Source organism: Mycobacterium sp. NAZ190054 (assembly GCF_001545925.1).
In the GTDB taxonomy this organism is placed as follows: Bacteria; Actinomycetota; Actinomycetes; order Mycobacteriales; family Mycobacteriaceae; genus Mycobacterium.
Window position 1 is genome coordinate 1 of sequence record NZ_LMVQ01000007.1, and the last position, 17,922, is coordinate 17,922.

At 68.8% G+C, this 17,922-nt stretch carries 20 protein-coding genes and 1 pseudogene; 12 read left to right on the forward strand and 9 right to left on the reverse strand.

Annotation, left to right across the window (positions count from 1 at the left end):
* Positions 1-70 precede the first annotated feature (70 nt).
* The 5 genes from ASJ79_RS00925 to ASJ79_RS00945 all read left to right on the forward strand — a co-directional run bounded on the left by ASJ79_RS00925 (position 71) and on the right by ASJ79_RS00945 (position 5,552).
* Positions 71-325, forward strand: a complete 255-nt coding sequence (locus tag ASJ79_RS00925; protein ID WP_369803602.1) for a hypothetical protein — start codon at positions 71-73, stop codon at positions 323-325.
* Entirely contained in the window at positions 322-2,064 is a 1,743-nt protein-coding gene (locus tag ASJ79_RS00930; RefSeq protein WP_067952376.1) for a cation acetate symporter, read from the forward strand. The genes ASJ79_RS00925 and ASJ79_RS00930 overlap by 4 nt, the downstream gene beginning before the upstream one ends.
* A gap of 148 nt (positions 2,065-2,212) precedes the next feature.
* A complete protein-coding gene (locus ASJ79_RS00935; protein ID WP_067952377.1) occupies positions 2,213-2,563 on the forward strand; it encodes a DUF485 domain-containing protein in 351 nt (116 codons plus the stop codon).
* Positions 2,560-4,191: a cation acetate symporter gene (locus ASJ79_RS00940; RefSeq protein ID WP_067952378.1), complete on the forward strand. Its 1,632-nt coding sequence runs from the start codon at positions 2,560-2,562 to the stop codon at positions 4,189-4,191. Before ASJ79_RS00935 ends, ASJ79_RS00940 begins: the two co-directional genes overlap by 4 nt.
* A 65-nt stretch (positions 4,192-4,256) precedes the next feature.
* Positions 4,257-5,552, forward strand: coding sequence for an acyltransferase (locus tag ASJ79_RS00945; protein ID WP_067952379.1), 1,296 nt, complete (start codon positions 4,257-4,259; stop codon positions 5,550-5,552).
* A gap of 24 nt (positions 5,553-5,576) precedes the next feature.
* Here the strand turns inward: ASJ79_RS00945 and ASJ79_RS00950 are convergent, their stop codons facing one another.
* Together ASJ79_RS00950 and ASJ79_RS00955 are read right to left on the reverse strand one after the other, a co-directional pair.
* On the reverse strand, positions 5,577-5,762 hold the full coding sequence (locus ASJ79_RS00950) for a DUF5302 domain-containing protein (protein ID WP_067952380.1): 186 nt from the start codon (positions 5,760-5,762) through the stop codon (positions 5,577-5,579).
* A 17-nt stretch (positions 5,763-5,779) separates the two neighbouring features.
* A complete protein-coding gene (locus ASJ79_RS00955; protein WP_067952381.1) occupies positions 5,780-6,223 on the reverse strand; it encodes a PPOX class F420-dependent oxidoreductase in 444 nt (147 codons plus the stop codon).
* Between the two features lie 72 nt (positions 6,224-6,295).
* Here ASJ79_RS00955 and ASJ79_RS00960 point away from each other — a divergent pair, with 72 nt between their 5' ends.
* Complete coding sequence (locus ASJ79_RS00960) at positions 6,296-6,820, forward strand: DUF1697 domain-containing protein (protein ID WP_067952391.1); 525 nt, start codon at positions 6,296-6,298, stop codon at positions 6,818-6,820.
* 22 nt (positions 6,821-6,842) lie between these two features.
* Positions 6,843-7,679: a class I SAM-dependent methyltransferase gene (locus ASJ79_RS00965; RefSeq protein WP_067952382.1), complete on the forward strand. Its 837-nt coding sequence runs from the start codon at positions 6,843-6,845 to the stop codon at positions 7,677-7,679.
* A gap of 19 nt (positions 7,680-7,698) precedes the next feature.
* Here ASJ79_RS00965 and ASJ79_RS00970 read toward each other — a convergent pair whose 3' ends face one another.
* Positions 7,699-8,064 (reverse strand): GntR family transcriptional regulator, encoded by a 366-nt coding sequence (locus ASJ79_RS00970; RefSeq protein WP_067952383.1) that lies wholly within the window; start codon positions 8,062-8,064, stop codon positions 7,699-7,701.
* Between the two features lie 38 nt (positions 8,065-8,102).
* On the opposite strand from ASJ79_RS00970, the gene ASJ79_RS00975 reads away from it, so the two are divergent.
* Entirely contained in the window at positions 8,103-8,819 is a 717-nt protein-coding gene (locus ASJ79_RS00975) for an NAD-dependent deacylase (protein ID WP_197420035.1), read from the forward strand.
* On the opposite strand, the gene ASJ79_RS00980 is transcribed toward ASJ79_RS00975, so the two are convergent.
* Genes ASJ79_RS00980 through ASJ79_RS00990 form a run of 3 tightly spaced genes read right to left on the reverse strand, consistent with a single transcriptional unit; the run spans position 8,816 to position 12,411 of the window.
* Positions 8,816-9,445, reverse strand: coding sequence for a class I SAM-dependent methyltransferase (locus tag ASJ79_RS00980; RefSeq protein ID WP_067952384.1), 630 nt, complete (start codon positions 9,443-9,445; stop codon positions 8,816-8,818). The genes ASJ79_RS00975 and ASJ79_RS00980 overlap by 4 nt on opposite strands.
* Positions 9,426-10,127: a TetR/AcrR family transcriptional regulator gene (locus ASJ79_RS00985; protein ID WP_067952385.1), complete on the reverse strand. Its 702-nt coding sequence runs from the start codon at positions 10,125-10,127 to the stop codon at positions 9,426-9,428. Before ASJ79_RS00985 ends, ASJ79_RS00980 begins: the two co-directional genes overlap by 20 nt.
* The gene (locus ASJ79_RS00990; RefSeq protein WP_067952386.1) at positions 10,120-12,411 is read right to left on the reverse strand and encodes an MMPL family transporter; all 2,292 of its coding nucleotides are present in this window, start codon (positions 12,409-12,411) and stop codon (positions 10,120-10,122) included. The genes ASJ79_RS00985 and ASJ79_RS00990 overlap by 8 nt, the downstream gene beginning before the upstream one ends.
* Positions 12,412-12,564: 153 nt before the next feature.
* Between ASJ79_RS00990 and ASJ79_RS00995 the strand changes: the two genes are divergently transcribed.
* Both ASJ79_RS00995 and ASJ79_RS34695 read left to right on the forward strand, forming a co-directional pair.
* Positions 12,565-13,110: a DoxX family protein gene (locus ASJ79_RS00995; RefSeq protein WP_067952387.1), complete on the forward strand. Its 546-nt coding sequence runs from the start codon at positions 12,565-12,567 to the stop codon at positions 13,108-13,110.
* A 106-nt stretch (positions 13,111-13,216) separates the two neighbouring features.
* Positions 13,217-13,348, forward strand: coding sequence for a hypothetical protein (locus ASJ79_RS34695; RefSeq protein ID WP_156448235.1), 132 nt, complete (start codon positions 13,217-13,219; stop codon positions 13,346-13,348).
* A 56-nt stretch (positions 13,349-13,404) separates the two neighbouring features.
* On the opposite strand, the gene ASJ79_RS01000 is transcribed toward ASJ79_RS34695, so the two are convergent.
* Genes ASJ79_RS01000 through ASJ79_RS01010 form a run of 3 tightly spaced genes read right to left on the reverse strand, consistent with a single transcriptional unit; the run spans position 13,405 to position 16,293 of the window.
* Positions 13,405-14,394, reverse strand: coding sequence for a nitronate monooxygenase family protein (locus ASJ79_RS01000; protein WP_067952388.1), 990 nt, complete (start codon positions 14,392-14,394; stop codon positions 13,405-13,407).
* Between the two features lie 8 nt (positions 14,395-14,402).
* A complete protein-coding gene (locus ASJ79_RS01005; protein ID WP_067952389.1) occupies positions 14,403-15,155 on the reverse strand; it encodes a 3-hydroxyacyl-CoA dehydrogenase in 753 nt (250 codons plus the stop codon).
* A 43-nt stretch (positions 15,156-15,198) separates the two neighbouring features.
* Positions 15,199-16,293, reverse strand: a complete 1,095-nt coding sequence (locus tag ASJ79_RS01010) for a CaiB/BaiF CoA-transferase family protein (protein WP_067952390.1) — start codon at positions 16,291-16,293, stop codon at positions 15,199-15,201.
* Positions 16,294-16,410: 117 nt separating this feature from the next.
* Between ASJ79_RS01010 and ASJ79_RS01015 the strand changes: the two genes are divergently transcribed.
* Positions 16,411-17,232 carry an enoyl-CoA hydratase gene (locus tag ASJ79_RS01015; RefSeq protein ID WP_067952393.1) on the forward strand — a complete coding sequence of 274 codons (822 nt, stop codon included), beginning with the start codon at positions 16,411-16,413 and terminating at the stop codon, positions 17,230-17,232.
* A gap of 108 nt (positions 17,233-17,340) precedes the next feature.
* Positions 17,341-17,922 (forward strand): annotated as a pseudogene (locus ASJ79_RS01020) (MFS transporter); the annotation flags it as partial.

The following is a 17,922-nucleotide window of genomic DNA, read 5'->3' on the forward strand; positions in this document are numbered from 1 at the left end:
GGCGCGCCGCACCCGCGGCGTGCGGCTTGTCGCGACGGATCTGGACTGGTCGGCCGGGCGCGGTCCCGAGGTGCGCGGGCCCGGTGAGGCACTGCTGCTGGCGATGACCGGACGCGTCGGCGCGGTGGCCCTGATCGGCGCCATCCCGTTGCTCAACGCGCTGTTCCCCGGCCTCGGGAGCATCACCGTGTTCGGTGTCCGGTTGAACTGGCTCGTTCTCGCCGCGCTCGTGTACCCGCTGCTGTACGGGATCGGCTGGTTCTACGTGCGTCTGGCCGAACAGGCCGAGCGGGATTTCGTCGGCGTCGTCGACTCCGAACCGTGACCGGTTCCCCGCTGACGGCGGCCGCGCTGTTGGCCGCAGCCGTCGCCACGGTCGCGATCGGCGCCTACGGGGTGCGTTTCTCGCGTACCACCTCCGACTTCCTGGTCGCGTCCCGCACCGTGGGCCCGAGGTGGAACGCCGCCGCCATCTCGGGGGAATACCTCTCGGCCGCATCGTTTCTCGGCGTGGCAGGGCTGATCGCCAAGTACGGTGCCGACGCGCTGTGGTACCCGGTCGGGTTCACCGCCGGCTATCTGGGACTGCTGCTGTTCGTGGCGGCGCCGCTGCGCCGTTCCGGGGCCTACACCGTTCCCGACTTCGCCGAGTTCCGGCTCGGTTCGGCGCGGCTGCGCAAGACGGCCATGCTGGTGGTGGTCGTGATCTGCGTCTTCTACCTCGTCCCGCAATATCAGGGCGCCGGACTGGCGCTGAAAACCCTTCTCGGCGTTCCGGTCTGGCTCGGCCCGCTGGCCGTCGGCGCCATCATAATCACCAACGTCGTCGCCGGCGGGATGCGCTCGATCACATTCGTGCAGGCGTTCCAGTACTGGCTCAAGCTGACCGCGGTCGCGATCCCCGCACTGGCGCTGGCCGGCCTGTTCCTGACCGACCGTGGCGGTGAACTCGGCGGCAGGCTGCCGCCGACCGTGCAGCAGGACACCACCGTCCAGATCGAGACCGACGTCGTCGTCCAGGTCGCCGAACCGGACGGCATCACCGTCACCGGCACACTCGACGGCAGGCAGGTCGACGACGCGACGATCGGCTCCGCGGGAGCACACACCCTCGGTGAGGGCAGCACGCTGTCCCTGTCGGCGGGCGCGGCCACCCCGGTGGTCGCTGGCGCCCCCGGCACGGGGGCGGACTGGATCGCCTCGGGAGGGGGTCTCGGCGGCCACCACCCGCTCTACCAGGTGCTCTCGATCATGGTCGCGACGTTCCTGGGCACCATGGGCCTGCCGCACGTGCTGGTCCGCTTCTACACCAATCCCGACGGCCGCGCCGCGCGCCGCACCGCGCTGGCGGTGATCGCGCTGCTGTCGCTGTTCTACCTGTTCCCCACCCTGCTCGGGGTGTTCTCGCGGCTGTACGTCCCGCAGCTGCTGATCACCGGCACAGCCGACGCGGCGGTGCTGCTGGCACCCGGATCGGCGATCGCCGGAGCCGCCGGACAGCTTCTGGCCGCGCTCGTCGCCGCCGGTGCGATCGCCGCGTTCCTGGCCACGTCGTCGGGTCTGCTCGTCAGCTTCGCCGGCGCGCTGGCCACCGACGTGTTGCCGGGCCGGGTGCGCGACTTCCGGGTGGCCGCGGTCGTCGGCGGTCTGATCCCGATCCCGTTGGCGCTGGCCGCTTCCGGGGAACTGGAGCTGTCCCGCAGCGTCGGGCTGGCGTTCGCCGTCGCGGCGTCGACCTTGTGCCCGCTGCTGGTGCTCGGCATCTGGTGGCGCGGGCTGACCGCGGCCGGGGCGATGTCGGGGCTGGCGGTGGGCGGTCTGCTGTCCGGCGGCGCGGTCACGGTGGCGGTGGCCGGAGGCGTCGACGAGAACTGGCTGGGCGGCTGGCCCGCGGTGCTGATCGGCTACCCGGCCGCCGTCAGCGTGCCGGTGGCGTTCGCGACCATGCTGGTGGTCAGTCGTCTCACCCGCGCGACGGCACCTGCCGATGTCGCGCAGACCTTCGCGCGGATGCACGTTCCGGAACACCTCGGCATGGGCATCGAGCGCGTGCCGAGGGGTTGAGCGCGCGCCGTTCGTCGCCGCTGACCGACCGCTCACCGCAGCCTCCCCCGGGCTTGCCGTGTCACCCCGTCCGACACTGGGTATGTGACCCACATCTCAACTACTTTCACCCGAGAGCCGGTTCACAGCAGTCAGGAGTGAGATCAAGGTGTCCGAGACAGACCTTCCGATTCGCCCGGAAGCCATCAGCGGCGAACGCTATCTAGAAGTCCAGGCCAGCCCCGAGTTCCAGCTGCTGCGAAGCAGGCTGCGCCGGTTCGTGTTCCCGATGACGGCGGTCTTCCTGATCTGGTACACCACCTACGTCCTGCTGGGCGCCTTCGCCCACGACTTCATGGCCACCAAGGTCTGGGGTGAGATCAACGTCGGTCTGATCATCGGGCTGGGGCAGTTCCTGTCGACCTTTCTGATCACCGGCCTGTACGTGCGGTTCGCCAACCGGGAACTCGACCCGCGGGCCGAGGCCATCCGTACCCAACTCGAGAGCGAGATCAAATGACCACGCTGATGGCCCAGTCCGAGACGGTGGGCAACCCGCTGGCCAACATCGGCATCTTCAGCCTGTTCGTCGTCGTGACGATGATCGTGGTGATCCGGGCGAGCAAGCGCAACGCCACCGCCGCCGAGTTCTTCACCGGCGGGCGCGGCTTCTCCGGACCGCAGAACGGCATCGCGATCGCCGGTGACTACCTGTCGGCGGCCAGCTTCCTGGGCATCGCCGGCGCCATCGCGGTCTACGGCTACGACGGCTTCCTGTACTCGATCGGCTTCCTGGTGGCATGGCTGGTCGCACTGCTGCTGGTGGCCGAATTGCTGCGCAACACAGGCAAGTTCACGATGGCCGACGTGCTGAGCTTCCGGCTCAGGCAACGGCCGGTGCGCCTGGCGGCGGCCACCAACACCCTGGCGGTGTCACTGTTCTACCTGCTGGCCCAGATGGCAGGCGCCGGCGGCCTGGTGGCGTTGCTGCTCGACATCAACAGCAAGACCGGGCAGTCCGTCGTGATCGCCGTGGTCGGTGTGCTGATGATCGTCTACGTGCTGGTCGGCGGGATGAAGGGCACCACCTGGGTGCAGATCATCAAGGCCGTCCTGCTGATCGCCGGTGCGGGCTTCATGACGGTGATGGTGCTCGCGAAGTTCGGGCTGAACTTCTCCGAAATCCTCGGTTCGGCCCAGTCGGCCATCAGCGGCTCGACCACCACCGGTGTCGCCGACCGTGACGTGCTGGCGCCTGGCGCGCAGTACGGCGGTTCGCTGACCTCGCAGATCAACTTCATCTCGCTGGCGCTGGCGCTGGTGCTCGGCACCGCAGGCCTGCCGCACGTGCTGATGCGCTTCTACACGGTGCCCACCGCCAAGGAGGCACGCCGATCGGTGGTCTGGGCGATCGCGCTGATCGGCGCGTTCTACCTGTTCACGCTGGTGCTGGGCTACGGCGCCGCGGCGCTGGTCGGGCCGGACCGCATCCTCGGCGCCGCGGGCGGGGTCAACTCGGCGGCACCGCTGCTGGCCTTCGAACTCGGCGGGGTGATCCTGCTCGGCATCATCTCCGCGGTGGCGTTCGCGACGATCCTCGCCGTGGTGGCCGGACTGACCATCACCGCGTCCGCGTCGTTCGCGCACGACATCTACGCCAGCGTGATGAAGTCCCACAAGGTGACCGAGTCCGAGCAGGTGAAGGTCTCCCGGATCACCGCCATCGTGCTCGGCGTGCTGGCGATCGGGCTCGGCATCCTGGCCAACGGTCAGAACATCGCGTTCCTGGTCGCGCTCGCGTTCGCGGTCGCCGCGGCGGCGAACCTGCCGACGATCATCTACTCGCTTTACTGGAGACGGTTCAACACCCGGGGCGCGTTGTGGAGCATGTACGGCGGTCTGATCTCGACGATCGTGCTGATCGTCTTCTCGCCCGCCGTCTCCGGATCGGCGACCGCGATGATCCCCGGCGTCGATTTCGCCTGGTTCCCGCTGGCCAACCCGGGCATCGTGTCGATCCCGCTGGCGTTCATCCTCGGCATCGTCGGGACCCTGACCTCGCCTGACGACGAGGACCCGAAGGTCGCCGCCGAGATGGAGGTCCGCTCGCTGACCGGCATCGGCGCCGAGAAGGCCGTCGCCCACTGACCCGGCGTCGGCGGTGAGTGGTTCTACTCAGTCGGAATCGCCCGGGTGGTCCTAGATTTCATGGCATGAGCGCCGCCACGCTGTTCCCGCGACCCGCCGAGGTCGAGGCCGCCACCCCGGCCGACCGGGACCGGGCCGTCGACGTCATCCGGATCACCGCCCTCGTCGCGGTCGTCGTCGGCCACACGGTGATGGCCACCAGCATCATCCGCGACGACGTCTTCGTCTGGAGCAACCTGCTCACCGCCTCGCCGGTGTTCCAGGCGCTGACGTGGGTGTTCCAGATCATGCCGCTGTTCTTCTTCGCCGGCGTCGCCGCATCGGTGCAGTCGTGGCGACCCGGCAGCAGCTGGGGTGACTGGCTGATGCGCCGGTGCACCCGGCTCTACCGGCCGGTGTTCTACTACCTGGCGTTCTGGGCGGTGACGCTGGTGGTGCTGCGACTGGTCCTGCCGGTCCACGTCTACGAACCCGTCGCCGGGATCTCCACTCAACTGTTGTGGTTCCTCGGGGCCTACGTGCTGGTGCTGGCCGCGGTGCCGGCGCTGGCGCGCATCACCACGACCGGCCGGTTCATCGCGGCGGTCAGCGCCGTGTACGGCGTCACCGCGATCGTCGACGCCATCAGGATCAACACCGACGTGTGGCCGCTGCTGGGCTACCTCAACTTGACGATGTGGCTGATTCCCGGCATGTTCGGCGTCGCCTACCGCCGCGGCCTGCTGACCGCCGGGCCGGCCGCGCTCACAGCGGCGGCGATGTTCTCCGTCAACACCGCGCTGGTGGCCCTCGGGCCGTACGAGCTCAGCCTCGTCGGCATCGAGACCCAACAGCTGAAGAACATGTCGCCGCCCTCGCTGCTTCTGGCCGGCCACGCGATGATGATGTGCGCGTCGGCGATTGCGGCGGCACCGGCGATCTCCCGGTGGGCGCGCCGCCCCCGGGTGTGGCAGTGGACGGTGATCGGCAACAGCGGGGCGATGACGCTGTACCTGTGGCACATCCCGTTACTGCTGGGCATGCACCTGGTTTTCGACCATCTCGGTCTTGCGCGGTTCGATCCGGCCGCACCCGATTTCGTCGCCCTGTCGGTACTGCAGATGTGCGTGATGACGCTCGCCGTCGGGGCTGCGTTCGTGGTGCTGCGGCCACTGGAGAACGATCCACTTCCGTTGTGGGACGGCGGATTCGTGGCTCGGCCCGGGCCCCGCAGCGCCGCGGTGGGCGCCCTGCTGTGCGTGGCAGGCGCCGCGACGCTGGCCTCGGTGGGTTGGGGGCTGAAGGATCTGGGCCTGTACTTCGTGGCGGCGATGCTGGCCGCGTTGGTCGCCGCCCGGGCGCTGGCCGACGGACAGGTATGACCTACCCGGTTCGGCGGATCCGAGTCAGCCGCTCTTGCGGCGGAACTCGCGGCGGTTCTCGACCGGACCGTGCGCACCGCGCGACTGTTTCGCACCGGCGTCCTTGTGTGCGGACCCGCCGACGGCTTTGGCGTTCTTGCGTTCCAGCGCTTCCCGGAACTTGCGCTTCTGGTCGTCCTCGCCGGTCTCGGCGGGCTCATCGGATGCCATGACGGCAGCCTAGTCGTTCAGCGCTTGCCCGGGGGCATCCCGTACACGTGCGAGATCGGCAGCCGCATCAACACCCGCCGGTCGTCGACCATGGCCCGCCGGTAGTCGTCCCAGTCCGGATGCTCGCCGGAGATGTTGCGGTAGAGCTCGACCAGACCCTCGACGGTGTCGTCGGCGGGGTCGGCGGCCGGCGGGCTGAGCACGGCATCGCCCTCGGCGACCGCGTACGCCCACCCGTCGTCGGAGCTGACGTGGATCGCCGCGCGCGGATCGCGGCGCAGGTTTCGCGTCTTGGCGCGTGGCTCGGTGATCGACACCGAGATCGTCAGCGAGCGCGCGTCGAAGTGGTAGGACACGTTGGACAGCTGGGGCCGGCCGTCGCGTTTGAGGGTGGCCAGCACACCCAGCGAGTTACCGCCGATCAACGCCAGCAGCTTGTCGTCGAAGACATCGCGTGTCATGTGACGAGCCTACGACTTCCGCGGGTCTGGAATCATCGAGCACGTGGACCGTTTTTCGCCGGAGTGGCGATCGTGACGCGGTATGCGGCGTTCCTGCGCGGGGTGAACGTCGGCGGGGTGAACCTGAAGATGGCGGCGGTGGCGCAGACGCTGCACGGCGCCGGGTTCACCGACGTGAAGACGATCCTGGCCAGCGGCAACGTGCTGCTGAGCAGCCGCGCCGGCGCCGCCGCGGTGCGGCAGCGGGCCGAACAGGCGTTGCGTGACGAATTCGGTTACGACGCCTGGGTGCTCGTCTACGACCTGGACACCGTCGCCGCGATCTCGGCCGCGTTCCCGTTCGAGCGCGAGGTGCCGGACCACCACTCCTACGTGACGTTCGTCAGCGACGACGAGGTGCTGCAGGAACTGTCCGGGCTGGCGCAGCGGCCCGGTCCCGGGGAGCTGATCCAAGGCGGTGACGGCGTCGTGTACTGGCAGGCGCCCCGCGCCGCCACCCTCACCAGCGCGATGGGCAGGACGATGGGTAAGAAGCGGTACAAATCCTCCACCACCACGCGCAACCTGCGCACGATCGACAAGGTCCTGCGCGGCTAGCGCGGGCGGGACAGGAGAATTCATGGCACACACGGGAAAGCACACCGCCGATGTCACCGGTGTCTCCGAGACCGCGCTGCTGACGCTGCTGGTCCGGGCGACCGAGGCGCGACGGCCCGACTCCCTGATCGACGACCCGATGGCCATCCATCTGGTCGACTCCATCGACTTCGACTTCGCCAAGTTCGGCCATGTGCGTCGTCAGGATATGGCGCTGCGCTCCAAGGCTTTCGACAAGCGGACCCGCCGCTATCTGCTCGACCGGCCGAAGGCGACCGTGGTGGCACTCGCCGAAGGGCTGCAGACCAGTTTCTACCGGCTCGATGCCCAGGGATCCGATATCGGTCATGACTTTCGCTGGCTGACCGTCGACCTGCCCCCGATCATCGAGCTGCGCCGCAAACTGCTTCCCGCCTCCGACCGGGTGCGCATGATCGCGCAGTCCGCGCTGGACTTCAGTTGGATGGACGAGGTCGACACCGACGACGGCGTGTTCGTCACCGCCGAGGGGCTGCTGATGTACCTGCAACCCGAGGAGTCGATGGCGCTGATCACCGAATGCGCGGCCCGGTTCCCGGGCGGGCAGATGATGTTCGACCTGCCGCCCTCTGCCGCCGCGCCGCTGGTGCGCCGCGGCTTCCGCACCTCCCGGCGCTACAAGGTGCCGCCGATGCCGTTCACGATGTCGGTCGCCGAAGCCGCCGACCTTGTCAACACCGTGCCCGGTGTGCGCGCCGTCCACGACGTGCCGGCCGAACATGCCCGCGGCCGGTTGATCAACGCCGTGCTGTGGACGGCGCAGCGGGTGCCGCTGCTCGATCCGCTCAGACCGACGTTCACGCTGCTCGAGTTCGGCTGATCGGCCGCTGGAGCTCGGCTCAGCCGAAGGCGGTCTCCACGTAACGCAGCGCCTCCCGCTTGTCCACCCCGAGCGCACGCGCGGCGGACACGAAGGTGTGCGCCGCGGTCGCCATCGCGGCGTCTGCCGGATCCGATCGGGCGACGTAGGTGCCGAAGCGCCCCTTCGTCTCCAGGATCCCCGCCGCCTCCAACTCCCGGTACGCCCGCGCCACGGTGTTCACTGCCAGGTTGATCTGACCCGCCAACTCGCGGACCGTCGGAAGCCGGGTGCCAGGAGTGAGCCTGCCCTCCCTGATTCCTGCGATGATCTGCGTTCTGAGCTGGTCGAACAGCGGCCTGGCAGCGTGCGGATCGACGCGTACCCAATCCCCCAACTCGGCCACGTGCCCAGTATCGCCCAAAGCCCGCGTAATTTGGGGGTGTGCAGGTGACGGTATTCAGCGGTGCGGGGATTTCCGCCGAGAGCGGCGTCCCGACGTTCCGCGACGTCGAGACCGGCTTGTGGGCGCAGGTGGACCCGTACGAGATCTCCAGCGCCGACGGCTGGCGGGCACATCCGGACCGGGTGTGGGCCTGGTATCTGTGGCGCCACCACATGATGAGCGCCGTCGCGCCGAACAACGCCCACCGGGCGGTCGCGGCGTGGGAGGACTACGCCGACGTGCACGTGGTCACCCAGAACGTCGACAATCTGCACGAGCGCGCCGGGAGCACCCGCGTCTACCACGTGCACGGCAGCCTGTTCGAGTTCCACTGCGACCAGTGCCGATCCGCCTACCGCGACGAGGTGCCCGCGATGCGCGAGCCTACGGAATCGGTGGACCCGCCCCCGTGCCCGGCGTGCGGCGGACTGATCCGGCCCAACGTCGTGTGGTTCGGTGAGGCGCTGCCCGACGAGGCGTGGGAGCGGTCGGTCGACGCCGTCGTCAACTCCGACCTCGTCGTCGTGGTCGGGACCTCGTCGGTGGTCTACCCGGCCGCCGGGCTGCCGGAGTTGGCGGTGGCCAGGGGTACGCCGGTGATCGAGGTCAACCCGGAGCCCACCCCGCTGTCGGCGAGCGCGACGGTGAGTCTGCGGGAGACGGCGGCCACCGCGCTGCCCGGGTTGCTGCAGCGCCTGCCCGCGCTGCTCGGTTAAGGCCGGACCGCGACCCCGATCGCGAACTCGGCCGCCGGTATCGGCAGCCACCGCGGAAGCGCCCACTCGCGACGGGCGCCCGTGACGCGGAAGCCGGCACCGGTGATGGTCTGCTCGGTGTGGCGGTGGGTGTGACAGTTTCCCAGCAGCCGCGGCCACACGGTGGCGTCGGCGAACCGTTGCAGCCGGGCCCGTGCCCCCACCCCGGCGACGTGTTCCAGGTAGCGCATCTCCCCGCCCGGCCTGAGCATGGAGAAGAGCTGTGCCACAACAGCTTCCGGATCCTCTACCGAGCACAGCACGAGTGAGCACACCACGGCGTCGAACGGTTCGGCGTCGGCGAACCGCTCGACGGTGTCGGTGCTGACCACGATCGGCACCGCGGCGCGCGCGGCGGCCTGCTGCGCCACCGTGGCCAGCCTGCGTTCCGGTTCGACGGCCACCACTTCGGTGACCGTGCCGGGGTAGAGGCCGAAGTTGGTCCCGGTGCCGGCCCCGATCTCCAGCACACGTCCGGTGAGCCCGGCCAGGTTCTCGCGGCGCAACTTGCGCAGCGATTCGGGTTCGCGCGACGACATCGCCGTCCACAGACGCGCGAAGAACGGGTTATCCACGGTTTCGCTCATCGACCACCTCCTTCAACCAGGTCATGACGTCCTGGGGCGCGTCGTCGGGCCGGATCGCGGCGGACACGACGTGGCCGCAGCACACCGACCGCATCAGGCTGTCGGCGAACTGCTCGACGTCCCCCCAGGGCAGATACGGGCGGGAGATGAGCATCGCCGCGATGCCGTGGACGGCGGTCCACAGTTGCAGGGCCAGCATGGTCGGGTCACCGGGCGGGTAGATTCCCTCCGCGATCAGTGCCTGCACCGTCGCGCGGAGGTTCCCGAAGGCCGAACTGTTCAGCGCCACGTCGACGTCGCTGCCGGGACTTCCGTGCCCCAGCATCGCGATCCGGTACAGCACAGGGGTTTTCATCGCGAACCGCAGATAGGCCATGCCTTGGGAGCGCAACACCTCGAACGCCGAGACGTACGCTCCGGCGACGGCCTGCATCTCTTCGTCGAGTTTCTCGAAGTAATGGCTGCACACCGCGTTCAGCAGCGCGGACTTGTCGGCGAAGTGCAGATAGATCGACGGCGGTGTCACTCCGACACGTTCGGCCACCGACCGGATCGAGACCGCCTTCTCGTCCCCGGTTTCCAGCAACAGTTCGGTTGCCGCGTCGAGGATCTCGGCGCGCAGTTGATCACCGGCGCCGCGGGGTGCGCGGTGCCGGCGCCGCGGCGCTTTTGCGTCAGCCATTCTCTTTCCCGGTTGCGACCGCCGCCCCGGGCTTGCGGGTGGCGGGGACATCGACGTCGTCCAGGGTCTCACTGAACCCGATGCGTTGGTGCAGTTTCGTCAGCGGCGCCGGCGCCCACCAGTTCCAGCGGCCCAGCACGTGCATGAACGCGGGCACCAACAGCATGCGCACCAGGGTCGCGTCGGCGAGGATCGCCAACGTCAGGCCGAGCCCGAACATCCGCATGAACGACACCTGTGCCGCGATCAGCGCGGCGAACGAGATCGACATCACCAGTGCCGCGGCGGTGACCACCCGGCCGGTGCGCGCGAGGCCGAGGGCCACGGCTTCGTCACTATCTCGGGTGGTCCTGCCCGAGGCCAGCCAGTACTCGCGGATCCGGGAGACCAGGAACACCTCGTAGTCCATCGACAGACCGAAGGCGATGCAGAACAACAACACCGGCATGGTCGCGACCAGCGTCCCGGTCGGTGTCGTGCCGAGCGCGCCCAGATGACCGTCCTGGAAGATCCACACCAGCGCGCCGAACGCGGCGGTCAACGACAACACGTTGAGCACCAACGCCTTCAGCGGCAGCACCACGCTGCCGGTGAGCAGGAACAGCAGCACGAAGGTGATCGCCGCGATCACCCCGAGCACGGTCGGCAGCCGCGAGGTGATGGCGTCGGCACTGTCCCTGTTGATCTGGGCCAGACCGGTCAGCAACGCCTCCCGGCCCCCGGGCGGGGCGACGTCGTGCAGGCGGTCGAGCTGGTTCTCCGAGGCGTCGGTGAACAGCGGCGCGGTGCTGCCGATGGTGAGAAACGCGCTGCCGTCGGCCATTCCGGTGGCCGCCGACGCCGGGCCGACCCGGTTTCCGTCGACGAACGTGCCGCCCGGCGAGGACACCGAGGACACGTCCTGGACACGGGACAGTTCGGCGGCGTAGCCGTCCAGCGCGTCGGGCGCGAGACCTTCGGCGTCCGGCAGCACCACGGCGACGTTGGTGGACGAGTCGACGGCGAAGTCGGTGCGCAGGTCGTCGCCGACCTGACGCGCGGACGCGGACTGCGGCAGCACCCGGTCGTCGGGAAACCCCCAGTTGGCGCCCAGGAACGGGGCACCGAGCAGCAGCAGCAGCGCGACGACCGCGACGCCGACCGGAATCGAGCGCCGCATCACCGTTTTCGTCGACCGGTACCAGAACATCTGCTCGATCGGCTTGGCCACCGGTTCCGGCCGGTTGAAGACGCGGCGCACCAGGCGACGCACGTCCATCGAGTCGAGCTTGTCCCCGGCCAGCACGATCGCCGCGGGGGCGATCACGATCGCCGCCACCGCGGCGAAGCCGACGACGGCGATGCCCGCGTACGCGAACGACTGCAGGAAGTACATCGGGAACAGCACCATCGCGACCATCGACAACGCGACGGTCATCGCCGAGAAGAGCACGGTGCGCCCGGCGGTCCGCATGGTGCGCACCAGCGCGCTGTCCCGATCGTGGCCTTCGGCGAGCTCGTCGCGGTAGCGGCTGATGATCAGCAGCGTGTAGTCGATCGCCAGCGCCAGCCCCATCGCGATGGTCAGGTTCAGCGCGAAGATCGACACGTCGGTGACCAGCGTGACGGCGCGCAGCACGGCCATCGACCCGAGGATCGCGAACGCGCCGACCGCCAGCGGAAGGGCCGCCGCGAGCAGGCCGCCGAACACCCACACCAGCACGGCGAAGCTCAGCGGAATCGCGATCGACTCCATCATCAGCAGGTCTTTTTCACTCTGCGCGTTGATCTGGACGTAGGTCATCGCGACACCGCCGGCCGCGACGGTCACCCCGTCGCGGTCGTGCACGAGCTCGTCGGCCAGCGCCTTGGCGTGTTTCTGCGCCTCGCTCTCCCCACCGGTGATCCCGGCGACGATCAGACCGGTCTTTCCGTACGTGCTGACCAGTGCCGGCGCCGCCGACGGAGGGGCCGTCCATGCCGAGGTCACCGACCCCACGTGCGGTGACGCGTCCAGCCGGCCGACGAGGTCTTCCCCGACGGCGCGCGCCGACGGGCTCTGGGCACCGCGCTCGGAGGTGTCGTCGGTGACGCTGATCAACAGCTCCATGTCACCCTGGCCGAACTTGTCCACCAGCAGTCCGGTGGCGCGCGCCGACTCCGACGTCGGATCCTGGAATCCCCCGGCGGACAGATGCCGGGCGACCGGCACGCCGAAGACCCCGCAGGCCACCATGATCAGCAGCGCGACGACGAGGATGCGGCGCGGCGCCGCGATGGCCAGCAGGGCGATGCGATGGAGCAACCTGGATCCTCCCCTGGTTATCGCGGCTAAGTTATCAGCGATAACCTGAAGAATCAACGGCTGCCGCGATGAGTTCTCCGGACGCCGGCGGTCAGACAGGTCATGAACCCCAGCCCCACACAGAACCCGTCCCGCCCACTACCATCGACCGCCATGACCGAGAGCCAGACCGGCCGTTTCGGCGCCGGCGCCCTCGACATCGGCCTGCTGGTCCTGCGCGTCGGAATCGGTGCGGCGGTGCTACAGGCCGGACTGCTCAAAATCCCCGACTTCTCGATGACCGCACAGTTCATGGCCGACGGAGGCTGGCGACTGCCGACGTTCGCGGCCTTCATGGTCACGGCCACCGAAACCGTCAGTGGCATCGCCCTGCTGCTGGGCCTGCTCACGCCGCTGGCCGGCGCCGCGGCGCTCGGCGCGATGTTGTGCGCCTGGGCGGTCAACGTGTCGGGCGCCGCGTTCTGGTCCGACCCGTTCAACGTGCCGTTCCTGCTCGGCCTCGGGGCGGCCGCGTTGATCTTCACCGGCGCGGGACGGCACTCCGTCGACGGCCGCGTCCTCGGCCGGATCGCCTGGTCGACGCGGGTGAAGGTAGCCCTGGTGGCGCTCGCGTTCGTGGTGGCGTTGTTGACCTGGGTCGCGCTCTACGGTGTCAATCCGATCCACTTCACCGCCCCGCCGGCGCCCGCAGGTCAGTGACCGCTACCAGCGGGTAGCTCGTGAACCTACCCGGCGGTAAGAATTGCCACAGTTTTCCGATACGAGGCTCAATGAATCCTTAAAGCCCGTGGTTACTGTTCAGTACATGTGGATCGACGACACCAGTGCTGATGTCATCAAGGTTGATTTCGAGGCTCTCTACCACGGCGATGTCCTGGTCGAAGGGTTGACCTCGGAGCAGCTCGACGACGAGCAGGCCCTACCTACCGCAGTGTGAAAGAACGCGCGCCCTCCACGGGCGCGCGTTCCTCCGTTTGCCGGTTGGCCCGACGGTCACACCGGCTGCGTGGCGGGCACGACCATTTCCGCGAGGCGCCCGGAGATCAGCTCCTCGGCCTCACCGACGATCCGGGCCACCAGGTCGCCCACGGTGGGAATGTCGTTGATCAGGCCCATCGCCGTTCCGACGGTCCAGATGCCGGCATCGATGTCGCCCTCGTCGAAGACGCGCCGCCCGCGCACACCGGCCACCAGATCCTTGACGTCCTCGAACTGACCGCCGTCTTTGAGGATCTGCACCACCTCACGCGAGACCACGTTGGACGCCACCCGTGCGGTGTTGTGCAGGGTGCGGAAGATCAGCTCCGTGCCCCGCTCGTCACCGGCGACGATGGCCTCCTTGACGTTCTGGTGGATGCACGACTCCACGGTGCACATGAACCGCGATCCCATGTTGATCCCGTCGGCACCCAGCGCCAGCGCCGCGGCCAGACCACGGCCGTCGGCGAATCCGCCCGAGGCGATCATCGGGATCTCGATCTTGTCGGCCGCGGCCGGGATCAGCACCAGACCCGGCACGTCGTCCTCACCGGGATGACCCGCGCACTCGAAGCCGTCGACGCTGATGCCGTCCACGCCGAGGGACTGCGCCTTGACCGCGTGCCGCACCGAGGTGCACTTGTGCAGCACCTTGATGCCGTTGTCATGGAACATCGGCAGATGCGGCGCCGGGTTGGAGCCCGCGGTCTCGACGATCTTGATGCCGGCGTCGACGATCACCTGCCGGTACTCGTCATACGGCGGCGGATTGATCGCCGGCAGGATCGTCAGGTTCACCCCGAACGGCTTGTCGGTCAGATCCCTGGTCTTGGCGATCTCGTTGGCCAGATCCGCCGGCGTCGGCTGGGTCAGCGCCGTGATGAAACCCAGCGCACCCGCATTGGCCACGGCCGCAACCAGTTCCGCGCGACCCACCCACTGCATACCGCCCTGGGCGATCGGATGCTCGACCCCGAACGCCTCCGTGAACTTCGTCTTGATCATGCGGAGGCCTACCGCGGGGCCATCCGGATCGCGCCGTCCAGGCGGATCACCTCACCGTTGAGCATCGGGTTCTCCACGATGTGCACCGCCAGCGCGCCGTACTCGTCGGGATCACCGAGGCGGGCGGGGTGCGGCACCTGCTTGCCCAGCGAGTCCTGCGCCTCCTGCGGCAGCGAGCCCAGCAGCGGGGTCTTGAACAGGCCCGGTGCGATCGTGACCACGCGGATGAACTCGCGGGAGAGGTCACGCGCGATCGGCAGGGTCATCCCGACCACGCCGCCCTTGGACGCGGAGTACGCGGCCTGACCGATCTGGCCCTCGAACGCCGCGACCGACGCGGTGTTGATGATGACGCCCCGCTCCCCGTTGACCGGTTCGGTCTTGGCGATCCGCTCGGCCGACAGCCGCAGCACGTTGAAGGTGCCGATCAGGTTGACCTCGACGACCTTCTTGAACCCGTCCAGCGGGAACGGGCCGTCCTTGCCCAAGGTCTTGACCGCGTTGCCGATGCCCGCGCAGTTGACGTTGATGCGCAGCGGGCCGAACTCCTCGGCGGCATCCAGCGCGGCGCTCACCTGCTCGGGATCGGTGACATTGGCCTCGACGAACTTGGCCCGCGGCCCCAGCTCGGCCACGACGTCCTCACCCTTGAGGTCGATCACCACGACCGAGGCGCCCCGGTCGAGCAGCCGCTTGGTCGTCGCCAGACCGAGCCCCGAAGCACCCCCGGTGACAACGGCGGCGGCGTCTTTGATCTCCACAGATCGTTCCTTTCCTGTCTTTACCTGTTTTCCAGAAGCTGAATCAAACCCATTCCCGCAGAACGGCTTCGGTGTCCGCGCCGGGTACACCCGGCGGCTTCGGCATGGACGGCACGCTGCGCGAGAAGCGTGGCGCGGGCGCCGGGTACTGGTAGCCGTTCTCGGTGTAGAAGGTGCCGCGTTCGGTGTTGTGCGGCTCGGACTCCACCTCGGCGAACGACAGCACAGGCGTGACACACGCGTCGGTGCCGGCGAACACCTCGGCCCAGTGGTCACGGTCGTGGGCGGCGATGGCCTTGGTGAAGGCCTCCTTGAGCTCCGGCCAGCGGCTCATGTCGTTCTGGTCGGGCAGATCGGCGCCGTCAAGGCCGATGCCCTTGAGGAACTCGGCATAGAACTGCGGTTCGATGCAGCCGACCGCGATGTGGCGTCCGTCGGAGCATTCGTAGGTGTCGTAGTACGGCGCCCCGGTGTCGAGCATGTTCACGCCGCGCTCGTCGCTCCACATGCCCATGCCGCGGAACGCCCACATCATCATCGACAGCACGCTGGAACCGTCGACCATCGCCGCGTCGACCACCTGGCCCTTGCCCGAGCGTTCCCGTTCGTACAGCGCCGAGAGCACGCCGACGAGCAGGAACATCGAGCCGCCGCCGAAGTCGCCGACCAGGTTCAGCGGCGGCACCGGCCGTTCTCCCGCGCGGCCGATCGCGTGCAGCGCGCCGTTGAGCGAGATGTAGTTGATGTCGTGGCCGGCCTGCTGGGCGCGGGGTCCGTCCTGTCCCCAGCCGGTCATCCGCGCGTAGATCAGCTTCTCGTTGACCTTGGCGCAGTCCTCCGGTCCGAGCCCGAGCCGTTCGGTGACCCCGGGCCGGAACCCTTCGATCAGCACGTCGGCCTTCGCGATGAGCCGCAGCACCATGTCACGGTCCTCTTCGCTCTTGAGGTTCGCCGCCACCGACCGGCGGTTGCGCAGCAGGTGGTCGCCGCCGGGCTTGGTCGCCGGGCCGGGGCCCTTACCTGGGCGTTCGATGCGCACCACGTCAGCACCGAGATCGCCGAGAATCATTGCCGCATGGGGTCCCGGGCCGATACCGGCCAGCTCCACAACTCGAAGTCCCTGCAGTGGTCCAGCCATACCTGACCGCCCTTCATGAGTATCGCTCGGTTGACCGCGACATAGCTTACTTGTATAACCAAGTCGACCGGCCACGGGGCTTCAGCAGTCCGGAAGGCCCCGATGAAGGGGACATTCATGACCACCACCGACCCGCGCACCGACGTTTACCAAGGCATCGACGACCTCACCGTCAGCCTCGACGACGGCATCCTCGCCGTCACGCTCAACCGTCCGGACAGCCTCAACTCGCTCACCGCGCCGATGCTGCAGACGTTCGCCGCCACCCTGGAGCGCGCCGCGGACGACCCGCGGGTGCGGGTCGTCCGGATCGGCGGTGCCGGCCGTGGCTTCTGCTCCGGCGCGGGGATCAGCGAGGAAGACCACGCCAACCCCGGCGCGGCGGGCACCCCCGCCGACGTCCTCGACGCCGCGAACCGCTGCATCCGGGCGATCGTCGCCCTGCCCCAGCCGGCGGTCGCCGTCGTGCACGGCGCGGCGGCCGGCGTCGGCGTCTCGCTGGCGCTGGCCTGCGATGTCGTCCTCGCCTCGGAGAAGGCGTTCTTCATGCTGGCCTTCACCAAGATCGGGTTGATGCCCGACGGCGGCGCGTCGGCACTGATCGCCGCCGCCGTGGGACGCATCCGCGCGATGCGGATGGCGCTGCTGGCCGAACGGATCTCGGCCGACGAGGCCTACGGGTGGGGTCTGGTCAGTGCGGTGTTCCCGCCCGACGAGTTCGGCGCCGAGGTCGACAAGCTGATCGCGACGCTGGTGTCCGGTCCCGCGGTCGCGCTGCGCAAGACCAAGGACGCGATCAACGCCGCGACGCTGTTCGAACTCGACGGCGCGCTCGAGCGGGAGAAGACCGGACAGCTGGTCCTGCTGGAGTCCGCCGATTTCGGCGAGGGCACCAAGGCCTTCCAACAGCGCCGCGCCGCGAAGTTCACCGACTCCTGACGTGATTTGGGCGTAGTTGGTCAACTCCAGCGTGACCGACTACGCCAAAATCGCTCGACGCGGCGTGGGCGCGTCGGCGACCATCGGTGGGTGAGCACGCAGTTTGAGATTCAGCAGCCGGTGGCCCGCACCGGCTGGCGTGTGCTCGCGCCCTTCCGTTCTCGCGAGTACCGCCTGCTGATCGCCGCGGTGTCGCTGTCCATCTTCGCCGAGGGCATGTGGGCCGTGGTGATGGCGCTGCAGGTTATCGCGCTCGACAACGACCCGGCCTCGCTAGACAGGTCGCGACCAGCTGGGTGTCGGCCTGGTGGCGTTCGTGCTGGTGGGCGGTCTGGCCGCCGACCGGCTGAGCCAGCGCGGCATCATCATCGTCGTCGGACTGGTCAACACCGTCGTGGTGTCCACCGTTGCTGTTCTCGGACTCGTTGGCGCATTGAGGATCTGGCACATGGCGGTGGCGGCCGCGGCGCTGGGGATCGCGGCCGCGTTCTTCTTCCCCGCCTACAGCGCCATCCTGCCGAGGATCCTGCCGGCCGAACAACTGCTGGCCGCCAACGGCGTGGAGGGCGTGGTGCGCCCGGTGTTCCAGCGCGCCGTCGGACCGGCGGGTGCCGGCCCGGGTGGGGGGGGCCCATGCAGCGACACCGGCTTGTGGGCGGGGACCAGCAGCCGCAAGTGCCACGCGGAAAC